This is a genomic window from Ruegeria sp. AK11 (assembly GCF_056541095.1).
This window is the reverse complement of the sequence record NZ_JBQFXU010000010.1, coordinates 77,422-90,813: the sequence shown is the minus strand read 5'-3', so window position 1 is coordinate 90,813 and position 13,392 is coordinate 77,422. Positions and strand designations below refer to the sequence as shown.

The 13,392-nt window shown below is 57.2% G+C and carries 14 protein-coding genes; 9 read left to right on the top strand and 5 right to left on the bottom strand.

All coding sequences use genetic code 11. From position 1 onward, the window contains the following. The first annotated feature begins 20 nt into the window (after window positions 1-20). Window positions 21-734, top strand: a complete 714-nt coding sequence (locus tag ACR0D9_RS17560) for a helix-turn-helix transcriptional regulator (protein WP_480488561.1) — start codon at window positions 21-23, stop codon at window positions 732-734. An 87-nt stretch (window positions 735-821) separates the two neighbouring features. Beyond that, window positions 822-2,114 carry a lytic murein transglycosylase gene (locus tag ACR0D9_RS17555; protein ID WP_480539654.1) on the top strand — a complete coding sequence of 431 codons (1,293 nt, stop codon included), beginning with the start codon at window positions 822-824 and terminating at the stop codon, window positions 2,112-2,114. Window positions 2,115-2,164: 50 nt separating this feature from the next. Here ACR0D9_RS17555 and ACR0D9_RS17550 read toward each other — a convergent pair whose 3' ends face one another. Further along, window positions 2,165-3,562: an aspartate aminotransferase family protein gene (locus tag ACR0D9_RS17550; RefSeq protein ID WP_480539652.1), complete on the bottom strand. Its 1,398-nt coding sequence runs from the start codon at window positions 3,560-3,562 to the stop codon at window positions 2,165-2,167. Window positions 3,563-3,639: 77 nt separating this feature from the next. Then, window positions 3,640-4,323 (bottom strand): GntR family transcriptional regulator, encoded by a 684-nt coding sequence (locus ACR0D9_RS17545; RefSeq protein ID WP_480484143.1) that lies wholly within the window; start codon window positions 4,321-4,323, stop codon window positions 3,640-3,642. Window positions 4,324-4,463: 140 nt separating this feature from the next. Between ACR0D9_RS17545 and ACR0D9_RS17540 the strand changes: the two genes are divergently transcribed. The 5 genes from ACR0D9_RS17540 to ACR0D9_RS17520 all read left to right on the top strand — a co-directional run bounded on the left by ACR0D9_RS17540 (window position 4,464) and on the right by ACR0D9_RS17520 (window position 9,752). Beyond that, window positions 4,464-5,549: a polyamine ABC transporter substrate-binding protein gene (locus tag ACR0D9_RS17540; RefSeq protein WP_267363696.1), complete on the top strand. Its 1,086-nt coding sequence runs from the start codon at window positions 4,464-4,466 to the stop codon at window positions 5,547-5,549. Window positions 5,550-5,618: 69 nt separating this feature from the next. Continuing rightward, window positions 5,619-6,746, top strand: coding sequence for an ABC transporter ATP-binding protein (locus tag ACR0D9_RS17535; RefSeq protein WP_480484142.1), 1,128 nt, complete (start codon window positions 5,619-5,621; stop codon window positions 6,744-6,746). Beyond that, window positions 6,746-7,636: an ABC transporter permease subunit gene (locus ACR0D9_RS17530; protein ID WP_480484141.1), complete on the top strand. Its 891-nt coding sequence runs from the start codon at window positions 6,746-6,748 to the stop codon at window positions 7,634-7,636. Before ACR0D9_RS17535 ends, ACR0D9_RS17530 begins: the two co-directional genes overlap by 1 nt. Beyond that, window positions 7,633-8,451, top strand: a complete 819-nt coding sequence (locus tag ACR0D9_RS17525) for an ABC transporter permease (protein WP_480474178.1) — start codon at window positions 7,633-7,635, stop codon at window positions 8,449-8,451. Before ACR0D9_RS17530 ends, ACR0D9_RS17525 begins: the two co-directional genes overlap by 4 nt. After that, window positions 8,448-9,752: an NAD(P)/FAD-dependent oxidoreductase gene (locus ACR0D9_RS17520; RefSeq protein WP_480484140.1), complete on the top strand. Its 1,305-nt coding sequence runs from the start codon at window positions 8,448-8,450 to the stop codon at window positions 9,750-9,752. Before ACR0D9_RS17525 ends, ACR0D9_RS17520 begins: the two co-directional genes overlap by 4 nt. On the opposite strand, the gene ACR0D9_RS17515 is transcribed toward ACR0D9_RS17520, so the two are convergent. The 3 genes from ACR0D9_RS17515 to ACR0D9_RS17505 are packed head-to-tail and all read right to left on the bottom strand — an operon-like array spanning window position 9,745 to window position 12,592. Beyond that, entirely contained in the window at window positions 9,745-10,632 is an 888-nt protein-coding gene (locus ACR0D9_RS17515) for a phosphotransferase (protein WP_480484139.1), read from the bottom strand. The genes ACR0D9_RS17520 and ACR0D9_RS17515 overlap by 8 nt on opposite strands. 50 nt (window positions 10,633-10,682) lie before the next feature. After that, complete coding sequence (locus tag ACR0D9_RS17510; protein ID WP_480484138.1) at window positions 10,683-11,345, bottom strand: flagellar hook capping FlgD N-terminal domain-containing protein; 663 nt, start codon at window positions 11,343-11,345, stop codon at window positions 10,683-10,685. A gap of 2 nt (window positions 11,346-11,347) precedes the next feature. Next, window positions 11,348-12,592 carry a flagellar hook-length control protein FliK gene (locus ACR0D9_RS17505; protein ID WP_480484137.1) on the bottom strand — a complete coding sequence of 415 codons (1,245 nt, stop codon included), beginning with the start codon at window positions 12,590-12,592 and terminating at the stop codon, window positions 11,348-11,350. A gap of 110 nt (window positions 12,593-12,702) precedes the next feature. On the opposite strand from ACR0D9_RS17505, the gene ACR0D9_RS17500 reads away from it, so the two are divergent. Together ACR0D9_RS17500 and ACR0D9_RS17495 are read left to right on the top strand one after the other, a co-directional pair. Beyond that, window positions 12,703-12,978, top strand: coding sequence for a rod-binding protein (locus ACR0D9_RS17500; protein ID WP_480484136.1), 276 nt, complete (start codon window positions 12,703-12,705; stop codon window positions 12,976-12,978). Next, window positions 12,968-13,327, top strand: a complete 360-nt coding sequence (locus ACR0D9_RS17495) for a flagellar biosynthesis protein FlgN (protein WP_480484135.1) — start codon at window positions 12,968-12,970, stop codon at window positions 13,325-13,327. The genes ACR0D9_RS17500 and ACR0D9_RS17495 overlap by 11 nt, the downstream gene beginning before the upstream one ends. Window positions 13,328-13,392: the final 65 nt, after the last annotated feature.

Sequence of the window (13,392 nt, the reverse complement as noted above, 5' to 3'; positions counted from 1 at the left end):
GGGATAAGTTATTATTCATCATGTCCCGCACCGCTCGATTGTTCCAACTGATGCAAGCCCTGCGTTCTGGCCCTTCGCCCAGAACGTCCGAACAATTAGCGCAGGATTTGGGTGTTTCGGCCCGAACAATTCATCGGGATATTGATGCATTGCGCGGACTGGGTGCCGTGATCGATGGCGAAGCGGGGTTTGGCTTTACCCTGATCGAGGACGCGACCCTGCCCCCATTGGGGTTCACTGATGATGAGCTTGAAGCGTTGGTTCTGGGCCTGCGCGAAGTTCAGGTGATTGGCGATCCGGCTTTGTCGAGTGCGGCGGGTACGGCCCTGCGGAAACTTCAGGGACGCTTGCCGCAACGCCAGTCCCATCGGCTCAGCCACGCGGTTCTGGCAGCTACACGGTTCAACCGCCCGCCTGAGCCCACGATTGACGTGGCCACTCTGCGGCAGGCGACGTGGGATGAGCGCGCGGTCGAGTTTTTCTATACGGACGCGAAAGGCGACGCTACGCACAGGCGCGTCAACCCTTTGAGCATCGTCTATCTGGATCACTCGAACGTGTTGTTGGGCTGGTGCCACCTGCGACAGGATTTTCGCGTTTTCCGGTTGGATCGCTTGCAGGACATGTCAGTGACGGAACAAAGTTTCAGGCCGAACCGCGTGCCCCTGCTGCGCGAGGCATTGGAACGCATTCGGGCAGAGCGTGCTGCGCAGGAGCGAGAGGCGAACGTCTGAGCACTTTGTGAATTTCTGATTCTGCGCTACCCTGTGGTCGAGCAGTAATCAGGAAAAAACGGAATGCGAAAATGCGTAGGCGGCGTCATGACCGTCGCATTGTGGGCATCCATAGTGCAGGCGGAAACAACAGAAAACACCAGATGGGCAGACAGCGGGATTTCACGCGAAGCGCTGCTACTGGCTTCGGCGGATGTGACCGTTTCGATCCGTCCGGTCCCGCGCCCGTTGATTGAGGCCTTGCCCGTGGCTTCTGCGACAACGGCACGGTTTCAGTCCTGGCTTGGCGCCTTTCAGGGACGCGCGCGGCGGCAGGGTATTTCGCAGGGAACACTGAATCAGGTGTTTTCGGGGATGAGCTATGACGAAGATGTCCTGGAACGGGATCGCAATCAGGCCGAGTTTTCGAAACCCATCTGGGAGTATCTTGAGACCGCAGTGTCGGAAACGCGCCTGTCGAACGGGCGTGCGGCCATGCAGCGGCATCGGCAGGTGTTGAACCGGATCGAGGAGGAATACGGCGTCGAAAAAGAGGTGGTCACTGCCATCTGGGGGCTTGAAACCTCGTTCGGGTCCTATCGCGGCAGCAGTCCAACGCTTCGTTCATTGGCAACGCTTGCCTTTGATGCGCGGCGGGCACAGTTCTTTGAAACGCAGTTGGTCGCTGCCCTGCGGATCGTGCAGGCTGGCGATATCAGCGCCGGCAACATGCTTGGCAGTTGGGCGGGCGCAATGGGGCATACACAATTCATGCCCACGTCATATCTGGATCACGCGGTGGATTTTGACGGTGATGGCCGGCGGGACATCTGGTCGGATGACCCGACGGATGCGCTGGCTTCGGCGGCGTCTTATCTGGCGCGGCATGGTTGGACGACGGGTCAGCCGTGGGGCGTGGAGGTTCGTCTGCCGACCGATTTCGATTACGCCTCAGCCCGTCGCGATTTTACGCTGATGCCGTCTGAATGGGCCGCTCAGGGTGTCGTGGCGCGGGATGGTACCGTCGTGCCGGATCATGGGAAGGCCGCTATCCTGCTTCCGTCGGGAAGTCAGGGCGTTGCGCTGATGATCTTTGACAATTTCAACGTGATCGAGACGTATAACGGGGCCGACGCCTATGTGATTGGCATCGGGCATCTGTCCGACCGGCTTGCAGGGGGCGCACCGTTTCAATCCGACTGGCCGCGCGGCGACCGGGTGCTGAGCTTTGCCGAGAAAAAGGAACTTCAGACCCGTCTGACGGATGCGGGCTTTGACACAAAGGGTGTCGACGGGCGTACCGGGCCAAATACGATCAACGCGGTTCGGGCGTATCAAATGGCGCAGGGGCTGGTCCCGGACGGATACCCCACGCCAAACCTGCTGGAGAGGTTACGGTAAAGAAAAGGCGGCCCGAATGGGCCGCCTTTGAAGACGCATAAGTCGCTAAATCAAGATGCGGCTTTCATCAGCCCCTGCGCAATGATCTCGGCCTGCGCTTCGTCCAGCGACTTGTAGATTCGCACGAACATTTCGTCGATATCCGCAGGTGTCAGGATCAGCGGGGGTGAGATGATCATCCGGTCGCCGACATGGCGCATGATCAGGTTATTGGCAAAGCACCGATCACGGCAGATATAGCCGACCGTGCCGGGTTCGGATGCGAATTTGGCGCGGCTGGCTTTGTCCGGGGTCAGCGCGATGGATGCCATCATGCCAACAATCTTGGCCTCACCCACCAGCGGATGATCTGCCAGTGCCTCCCATTTCTCTTTCAGATAGGGGGCGGCAACATCGCGCACATGCTCAACGATCTTCTCTTCTTCGAGGATGCGCAGGTTCTCCAATGCCACGGCGGCCGCGACCGGGTGGCCGGAATAGGTATAGCCGTGGTTGAATTCGGTACCGCCGATCACTTCGGCGATTTCGTCGTTCACGATGGACCCGCCGATGGGTGCATAGCCCGAGCTAAGGCCCTTGGCGATGGTCATGATATGCGGCTTGATACCAACGGTTTGCGACCCGAACCAGTTGCCTGTCCGGCCAAATCCGCAGATGACCTCGTCAGCTATCAGCAGGATATCGTACTTGTCGCAGATACGCTGAATTTCCGGCCAGTATGTATCGGGCGCCACGATTACACCACCTGCGCCCTGAACCGGCTCGGCGATAAAGGCGGCGACCCTGTCTTCGCCCAACTCTTCAATCGCCTCTTCCAACTCGCGCGCGCGGGCCAGACCGAATTCTTCGGGGGACATGTCGCCGCCTTCGGCCCACCAGTTCGGTTGGTTGATGTGGTGGATATTCGGGATCGGAATGCCGCCCTGCGCGTGCATCCCGGCCATACCACCCAGCGAGGCCGAGCCCACGGATGAGCCGTGATAGGCGTTCTTGCGGCTGATGATGATGTTCTTGTCGGGCTGGCCTTTCTGGGCCCAGTAGGTGCGCACGAGGCGGATATTGGTATCGTTTGCCTCGGACCCGCCTGCTGCGAAAAAGACATGGTTCAGATCGCCCGGTGCCAGTTCGGCAATCTTGGCGGCCAAAGCAATCGCCGGGACGTGGGTGGTTTTGAAGAAAGTGTTGTAGTAGGGCAGCTCGCGCATCTGGCGCGCGGCAACATCGGCCAACTCATTACGCCCGTACCCGATATTGACGCACCACAGGCCCGCCATCGCATCCAGAATTTCCTCGCCTTCGCTGTCGGTCAGATAAACGCCATTGGCACGTGTGATCACGCGCGCCCCTTCCTTCCCCAGCGTACCATTGGCCGAGAAAGGGTGAATGTGATGCGCGGCATCCAGCGCCTGCAATTCGGCGGTCGGCATGTGGTTGGTGATGGTAGACATCGGAGAATCTCCTACAAGAACGCAGTTGGCGAACACAATATGATCAAATTTTTTCCTGTCAATCGAATCAAGTTAGATCAGACAGACGTCAATGCCTCTGCCATCAGGTCCATACCCTGTTCGATGTCCTGGGCGGTTGCCTTTGCGGTCATTTCTGCGTCACCGGCGCGCAAAGCGGCAATAATGTCCTTGTGGCGATCCGGAAGGCTCTGAGTGCCGAAGCGCCCGCAGACAACACGCAAAGAAGGGCCAAACCGCAACCAAAGTCTTTCGGCCAGATCACTGAGGATCGGCGCGTTTGCATAAGAATACAGCGTTTCGTGAAAAGCTTGGTTCAAACGCAGATAGCCACCGACATCGCCATCAGCGATCATGCGATCCAAATGCCTGTCCAAACGTTCCAGATGATCAATGTCCTGTGTTTTCAGGTTGGCGGTTGCACGTCTGGAAAGCTCTGATTCTATTGAAATTCTGGCGAAGATCATCTCTTCAATATCGTTCGAGTTCAGCAGCGGTACACTGACGCGCCGATTGCCCTGGAAAACCAACCCTCCATCCGAGATCAACCGGCGAATCGCTTCGCGGACCGGAGTCATCCCAACACCCAGCGAATCAGTCAGGCCCTGGATTGTGACGGGCTGACCTGGGACCAGTTCACCGAACAGAATCTGTGATCTGAGTGTTTGGTAAACCTGCTCATGCGCGGGTTGTTTGCCCCCTTCGGTCGACGGCGCATATGCCTTATTTTTGATCAAATCCAATTGGTTCTTCCCATTTCGACTAAGCCTGACTTGTCAGGTGACTGGCCACGTGAAACCATACGCTGGATCGAGGGAAAACGCAAAACTTGATCAAATCCAAAAAAACGGGAAAATACCCGTACACTTGCAGGGAGAAGAATATGACAATCAAAACGCTGACTATGACGGCGGTCATCGCATTGGGGACTTCGGCGGCATTTGCTGAAGAGGTGCGTGTTTACAACTGGTCCGACTACATCGACGAAGAACTGCTGAGCAAATTCGAAGCAGAAACAGGTCTGACCCTGATCTATGACGTGTTTGACAGCAACGAGGTTCTGGAAACCAAGATGCTGGCTGGTGGTTCGGGCTATGATGTGGTGGTGCCGTCAGGTACATTCCTTCAGCGCCAGATCCAGGCCGGCGCGTTTCAGCAGCTGGACCAAAGCAAGCTTTCGAACGCCGGAAACCTTTGGGATGTAATCGAAGAGCGAACCGCCGGTTATGACCCGGACAACGCGTATTCGATCAACTACATGTGGGGAACAACCGGGATCGGCGTGAATGTCGGTAAGGTCAAAGAGGTTCTGGGCGACGACGTTGCTCTGAACAGCATGGATCTGGTCTTGAAGCCCGAGAACATGGAAAAGCTGGCCACTTGCGGCGTGCATTTCCTGGATGCCCCGGCCGAGATCATTCCCATGGTGCTGCAATACCTTGGTGAAAACCCCGACAGCCACGACGCGGACGTGATTGGCAAGACCGAAGCGGTTCTGACGGCGGTCCGCCCGCATATCCAGAAATTCCACAGCTCGGAATACATCAATGCACTGGCAAACGGCGATATCTGCGTTGCTGTGGGCTGGTCGGGTGACATCCTTCAGGCACGCGACCGTGCTGCAGAAGCAGATAACGGTGTAGAGATTGAATACCACCCCTTCGCCGAAGGGTCGCTGATGTGGTTCGACCAGATGGCAATTCCTGTCGATGCTCCAAATCCCGAAGGCGCACACACGTTCCTCAACTTCATTCTGGACGCCAACAACATGGCGGCGGCATCGAACTATGTGTATTACGCCAATGGCAACAAAGCGTCTCAGGAATTTCTGGAAGAGGACGTGATCGGCGATCCGGCCATCTATCCGGATGATGCCACGATGCAGAACCTGTACATCACGACACCTTATCCGGCGAAAACACAGCGGGTCGTGACGCGTCTGTGGACCAAGGTCAAATCGGGTACCTGATCCGAATTGCACCGGCAGGGCGGCGCCGCCGCCTTGCCTCTCTTTCCAGCTATTCGAACGAGGGCCGTAGTGAATTCTGACGTCTTTGCGCCATGGGATGACCCGCAGGCGAAACCCTTGATCCAGTTCCGAAACGTGACCAAGCGTTTTGGTGAATTTACTGCCATCGACAACCTGTCTCTGGATATCTTCGAGCGAGAGTTCTTTGCCCTGCTTGGTCCGTCTGGATGTGGCAAAACGACGATGATGCGGATGCTGGCCGGGTTCGAAACACCGACCGAAGGCCAAATCCTGCTTGGGGGGAAGGATATCGACCCGATCCCGCCCAACAAGCGGGCCGTGAACATGATGTTCCAGTCCTATGCCCTTTTTCCTCATCTTAGCGTCTGGGAAAACATCGCCTTTGGCTTGCGCCGGGACAGAATGCCCAAACACGATCTGGAAGACCGGGTCGAAGAGATGCTGCGCCTGACCCGGCTTGAACAGTTCGCCCGCCGCAAACCGCATCAGATATCGGGTGGGCAGAGGCAGCGTGTGGCGCTGGCGCGCTCACTTGCCAAAGCGCCCAAGCTTTTGCTGCTGGATGAACCGCTGGGCGCGCTGGACAAGAAGTTGCGCCAGGATACCCAATTCGAACTGATGGATATTCAGGAAAAAACCGGCACCACATTCGTGATCGTTACGCACGATCAGGAAGAGGCCATGACAGTCGCCAGCCGTGTGGCGGTGATGGATCAGGGTCAGCTTATGCAGGTTGCCACTCCGGACCGGATTTATGAGAACCCCGCCTCGGTCTATGTCGCTGATTTCATCGGGGACGTGAACATCATCGAAGGGCGCGCGACATCTGTCGGAGAGGATACCTATCAGGTAGACTGGGCCGAAGGGCAAGCGCCGCTGACCGCCGCATCAGCGAAGAACTTTGAAAAAAGTCAGTTTTGCCATCTGGCGATCCGCCCGGAAAAAGTGACAATCTCGGCCGAGCGTCCGGCAGATGCAGTGAATGCGGTGCAAGGCAAGGTTCATGACATCGCGTATCTGGGCAATCTGTCCACTTACCACGTTGAGTTGGCAAACGGCACAATCATCAAGGCACAGACGGCCAACACCCGCCGCATCTCGCGCCGTTCATTCACCTGGGAAGACCCGGTCTGGCTGTCCTGGACGGCCACGGCTGCGGTTCTGCTGGCCGACTGATGCGCCGCGCTGTTCTGATCGCCATACCTTATGTCTGGCTGTTGGCGCTGTTCATGGTGCCATTCTTCATCGTTCTGAAGATTTCGCTGTCGGACACCGCGCTTGCGATCCCGCCCTATACACCGACACTGGATTTTTCAGCTGGTTGGTCGGGGATCAAAGAGTTCTTCAGCCAGCTTGATCTTGAAAACTTCATCTGGCTGACCGAGGACGACCTGTACTGGAAAGCGTATCTGTCCAGCGTCAAGATCGCTTTGATCTCAACCTTCCTGACTTTGCTGGTTGGCTACCCCATCGCCTATGGCATGGCCCGTGCGCCCGAGGAATGGCGGCCAACACTGATGATGCTGGTGATCCTGCCTTTCTGGACGTCATTCCTGATCCGGGTCTATGCGTGGATGGGCATTCTGTCGAATGAAGGGTACCTTAACCAACTGCTTCTGTGGACGGGCATCATTTCGACGCCTTTGACGATCCTGAACACCTCGACTGCCGTCTATATCGGTATTGTCTACACTTATCTTCCGTTCATGATCCTGCCGATCTATTCGTCATTGGAACGCATGGATGGTTCGTTGATCGAGGCGGCCGAGGATTTGGGTTGCTCGAGGGCACAAGCCTTCTGGCTGGTCACCATTCCACTGTCCAGACCGGGCATCATCGCAGGTTGTTTTCTGGTGATGATCCCCGTGATCGGTGAGTTTGTGATCCCGTCACTACTGGGTGGGTCCGGCACGTTGATGATCGGCAAGGTTCTGTGGGAAGAGTTTTTCTCGAACCGAGACTGGCCCGTGGCAAGTGCTGTCGCGATCGTGCTGTTGCTTATTCTGGTCGTTCCCATTGTGCTGTTCCAGCGCAACCAGCAGAAACAGGCGGAGGCTGACGGATGAACAGATTAAGCTGGTTCAATACAGTTTCGCTGACGCTGGGTTTTGCGTTCCTCTATATTCCGATGATCATCCTGATCATCTTCAGCTTTAACGAAAGCAAGCTGGTCACGGTCTGGGCCGGGTTTTCGACCAAATGGTATGGCGAACTGGTTCAGAACGAGGCATTTCTGGATGCCGCGTGGGTCACGGTCCGGGTTGCGGTGTTTTCTTCGACACTGGCAACGATTCTGGGGACTGCGGCCGCTTATGTGCTGGTTCGGGGCAAGCGGTTCTTTGGCCGGACACTGTTTTCCGGCATGATCTACGCGCCACTTGTGATGCCCGAGGTGATCACCGGCCTGTCGCTGTTGTTGCTGTTTATCGGGATCGGGCTGGACCGGGGTATCCTGACAATCGTTCTGGCTCACACAACATTTTCGATGTGTTTTGTCTCGGTTGTCGTCTCGTCACGGCTTGTGACATTCGACAAATCGCTGGAAGAAGCCGCTTTGGATCTGGGTTGTTCACCCGCGCAGGCCTTTGGTCTGGTCACCCTGCCGATCATCGCGCCTGCGGTAATCTCGGGCTGGCTGCTGGCTTTCACATTGTCGCTGGATGATCTGGTTATCGCGTCGTTCACATCGGGCCCGTCGGCGACGACCCTGCCGATCAAGATCTTTTCGGCCGTGCGGCTGGGCGTCAGCCCCGAGATAAACGCGCTGTCGACGATTATGATCGCGGTCGTGACGGTTGGGGTGATCACGGCCTCACTTGTGACCAAACGCGCGATGATGCGCCAACGGCAGGACGAGCAGGCCGCTGCGCGCACCGAATGAAACGGATATTTCCCGAATACACCTATGGCGCAGGTCCTCGTGGTGGTTGCTGGTGGGACGAAACCATTGCAAACCCGAACTGGCCAGAGCTTCAGGGCGATCTGAACGTTGATGTTGCCATCGTCGGTGGCGGCTTTACAGGGGTCTCAGCGGCTTTGCATCTGGCCGAAAACGCGACCTCGGTAGCTGTGTTCGAGGCAGGCCCGCCGGGGTGGGGCGCATCAGGTCGCAATGGCGGTTTCTGCTGTCTTGGCGGATCGAAGCTTGGGCAAAAGTCTATGGTGCGCCGCTATGGCCGCGAAGCGGCGCAAGCCTATGAGACGGCTGAACAGGATGCGGTCCAGCTTGTTGCCGATCTGCTGGCGCGGCATCGGATTGACGCCGATACGCATTCCAACGGTGAGACTCAACTGGCCCATTCGCGGCATGCGATGGATGTCCTGCGCCGATACGCGGACGAGACCGGCATTCTGCACCAAGCCGCTGAATTACCAGCGCTCGGTATGGGTGGTGCATTTTTCGGTGGGTATACTCTGCCGGTTGGCTTCGGGCTCAATCCCCGGAAATACCTGTTCGGGCTGGCAAGCGCTGCGGCAGCTTCGGGAGCGAATTTCTTCCAGAACAGCCCCGTTCTGAACATTGAAAAAACGACGTCCGGCTTCAGGCTGCAAACAAGCGCGGGGCAGGTTAACGCACAGGTCGTGCTGATTTGTACCAACGGGTATTCCAGCGAAGACATCCCCGATTGGATGTCCGGACGCTATTTGCCTGCGCAATCGACGGTTATGGTAACACGCCCACTTAGCCAGGCAGAACTATTGGCGCAGGGCTGGAACTCGGACCAGATATGTTACGACACGCGCAATCTTCTGCACTATTTTCGCCTGATGCCGGATGGGCGCTTTTTGTTCGGAATGAGAGGCGGCTTGTTGTCGTCGCCCCGGTCCGAGGCCGCGATCCGGGCAAAGGTTCAACAGGATTTCAAACGCATGTTCCCGGCCTGGGCAGCGGTTGAGGCGACTCATATCTGGTCGGGGATGGTGTGCCTTTCGCGAAGCCTGATGCCTTATGTCGGTGCCGTGCCCAAGCAGCCAGGCATGTTTGCCGGATTTGCGTATCATGGCAACGGCGTCGCTATGGGGACTTACAGCGGGCGCGCATTGGCGCGGCTGGCATTGGGCAAAGAGGCCCACTTGCCAGCCCCGATGAGGCAAACTCCTGAACGGTTTCCGATGGGCCGCTGGCGTCGCGCATTGATGCCACCGGCATACGCCCTCTTTGCGCTTTCCGACCTCAGGTAAACTCAATCGGTTTCAGGATTTCGATTTCCAGTTTCAACCCTTCGGAATAGTCGGGTGCACCGTTTTCTGCGCGCCACAGGCAATAAGCGGCCATGCGCCAAGCATACCATGGCTTGAGCCGTTGATAACGGGCAACAATCTCGGGTCTGCGATAGGCGGACAGAAACTGAACTTCTTCCGCGTCCGACAATGGTGAGCCCCGGTACAACCTTTGCATTGCCGGGGACAGAAACAGCGCAAGGTCTTCGCACGGGTCGCCAAAGGCCGGGCATTGCCAGTCGATCAAGGTCAGGCCGCGGGACGCGACCAGAATATTTCCAGCGACCGGATCGCCATGGATCAGGCAAGTCTTGGTCGTGGGGGGGACGGATATCGAAGGTTGCAGTTTTGCCAGTTCGTTTCGGGTTTCTGACCTGCACCCTTGCAGAATTCTGTGCCCATGGGCCATCAGGTCCGCGCTGCCGTTACACCCGGCGGGCGCTGGAATGGTGTTGGGCAGCGAGTGCAACCTGCGCAGCAGTTCACCAACCTTGTCCGACCCATTCCGCCAAGGTGTTCCGGGTGCGTGGTCGTAAAACACCCAATGCGCGTTCCTGTGCTGTCCTGCGGCGCGAAGCCTTGGTACAAATCCGGTCGGACCAAGCGCCTTGAGGCAGAGGGCTTCCAGCTTTGCATCATTTCGAAACAGGGGGTTGCGTAAGGTCGGGCTGTAGAGCTTCAGTACTTTGTCGCCGTTGTCCCCCAGCACTTTCCACACCCTGTTGGTCCGACCACCATACAGGATTTCGAACTGCGCGTACATGTTGACCAACCCCATAGTGCTGAGGTGTTCAACCAGATCATGAGGGGGGGCAGGCAGGTCGGGCAGAGGTCTTTTCACTTCTTCTGGCGAGTCGAGTTGCCAACCTTTGGCCCGTACTGCCTGACAGATCAAGCGCCCGTTCGGACCGCAGTGACCAGATCTGCGGAAATCACTTGACCACCTTGCAGGGTCAGCAGAACAGCATCCTCTCCCACCTGCGCTTCGACAACGCGGTTATAGGCAGCGACCGGTTTCTCGGAAATCAGCCGGTCATTTTTGTAGCTTTCCAGCGTCGCGGTGTAGTTGCCAGCGGCCATCGGATCGCCTGAGGAACTCACACCTGCCCAAGCAAACTCCGTCGCTGTTGTGGGAACAGAAACCGTGTCGACGACTGCGCCTTCATGATCACGGATCACCAGTCTGGTTGCGTCCGCGTCAGAATCCGCGTTCGAGAACAGGGTCACTGGCTGGCCGTTGAAATGGAAACCCGAGGCAGATCGGACGTCCATTCCGACCCAGCTTGCAAGGTCGTTCAGATTGACACTGCCAAGCGTGCTGGTCAGGGCGGAAAGCAGGTCATTGGTTTGAACCTGTTGTTCAACCATCGAAAACTGCGCAAGTTGCGATGCGTATTCGGTTGAATCCATCGGCTCCAGCGGGTCCTGATTTTGGGCCTGCGCGGTCAGCATCAGCAGAAACGTTTCGAAATCCGAAGTGATCGCAGAACTCCGGGACGGACCGGCAGTATGCTGAGAGGTGGCAGCCTGTGTGGCGGTGATGGGTGTGATCATTTTCAATATCTCATATCGATGCCCCTGACCGGAGCAGGAGTTTGTGGAAGCGGCGTGGCTTGCGCGAGGTGTACGTTCTGAACCGGTTCGGATTCCGGTGCGGCCTGAGCGTCGAATTCATCTGTCCACTGATCCCGAGCACCTGAATCCGACGGAGTCCCCAGATCGATGTTCAGGTTCCCATAGCCCAGTTTCTGAAACTCCTCCGTAAGAACGGACAGGTGGCGGCGCAAAAGTTCCATCGTGTCCGGGCGTTCGGTGGCGATTGTCATCTGGAGCCCGTCATCCCGACCGTTCAGCACAATGGATACGCGCCCCAATTCTTCGGGGCTTAGCGAGATTTCCATGATGCCGGTTCCCGGTCGGGTCTGGATCGTTGCCGCCAATTGCCCGGCTATGGCACGGGCAATTTCAGCACGGGCGAACGGAGAGGGCATCGCCGAGTGTTGTGCCACCTCGCGGGGGGCTTGCTGAACGGGTTCGTCTAAGGCGATGGGCACAGAGTCAACCTCTTGAACCGGTGCCGCCTGTTCCGCTTCGATTGAGTTGAGGATCAGTTGAAGCTGTGCAACGGGTGTCGCGCGGTTTGGACTTGTCGGATTGGGCGTGGCAGCGACTTCCGCTGTCTCGGGCACCGTCTTTGCGCCTTCAAGGAGGGGTTCGGCTGTCAACCCGGCTGTCTGGTCCTTTGATCGGGTTGGCTGGCTCAGCACAGGCAAAGCCTCTGAGGGTTTTTGGGCTGGCGTGACCTGGGTCGAAGCGGTGTGAACCTGCTCTTCGATTGGTTGCCCGGGCACAAAGGGTTGAATGTCGGTCTGACGGGGCAAACCCGTTGACGCAACGGTTTGTTCCGGTTCTGTCGTACCCGTTGCGGGGATATCCGCTGCAGCAGGAACAAACGGCGCGGGATGCGTTGTATCTGCCCCAGGCGTTTCGGATGTCCCGGCCATTTCGGTCTGCGATGAAATGTTGTTTGCCAGCTCTGGTGCCCGAGGTGAAATCGCCTCGACAGATGCCTCAGCCGTGTTTGACAGAACGGCCTCAACCTCAATCTCGGCAGTTTCGTCGGTGGTTTCGATAGAAGTGGCCAAAGCCGTGGTGCCGGGGAGAGGATGTGTTTGGTTTCCCTGTTCAAGGATATCCTCGAAACTGTCCGACCCGGCAGTACGACCCGGTTCTTTGGCGGGCGAATTGGGTTTCGCAGTTGCTGTTGGCGCTGCGGCCGCCAGCGTTAGTGGGTTGGGCATTTTGCTCTGGCTCCGTGTGATTGATCAGAACTCTGCCCGCAGGAAGTTACGTTTATTTTAACCGCTTTCACCTTTGATCGAGAAAGTTCGAAGCATTTTCGGAGAAAACCATGCACGTCTCAGCAATTTCCCAGGTGGCTCAAACGCCATTGGCCCAGACACGACTGAAAGACGCGGCCATAGAGTTGGAGGCCGCATTCCTCAGCGAAATGATGAAGTCGGCCGGATTGGGCAAAACGCGCCAGTCTTTTGGAGGAGGAGCCGGTGAAGACCAGTTCTCTTCGTTTCTTGTTCAGCATCAGGCACGCGAACTGGCCCGGGCTGGAGGGGTGGGTTTGTCAGAAATTCTGCTGAAATCACTGATGGAGAAAACCGATGACATCTGAAGTCGACATGGCACTGATCAAATCTCTGGAAGAAGTTCTGGATCTGGAGCGTGCGGCGCTTGTCCAGGGCGATCTGGATCGCCTGACGCATATGGTGCCGGAAAAAGAAAAACTGATCGGCGCGATCAACGACCTTCAGGTGATTGACAGCGATGCATTGGTTCGAGTGCAGCAGAAAGTCGAACGCAATCAGGCATTGCTGAACAGTGCCGCCGACGGGATTCGGGCCGTCGCCAGCCGCATGGCTGAACTGCGACGGGTTCGGCAGGAATTCAGCACGTACGGCGCGGATGGGCAACGAAGTGAGTTTTCCGTTCGAAATACGGCAAAGCTGGAAAAACGCGCATAGGCTTGGGTTTGATTCAAATCTGAAACACCTGGTTCGGGCGTTTTAGCACTCCGTTAGGGGATCGG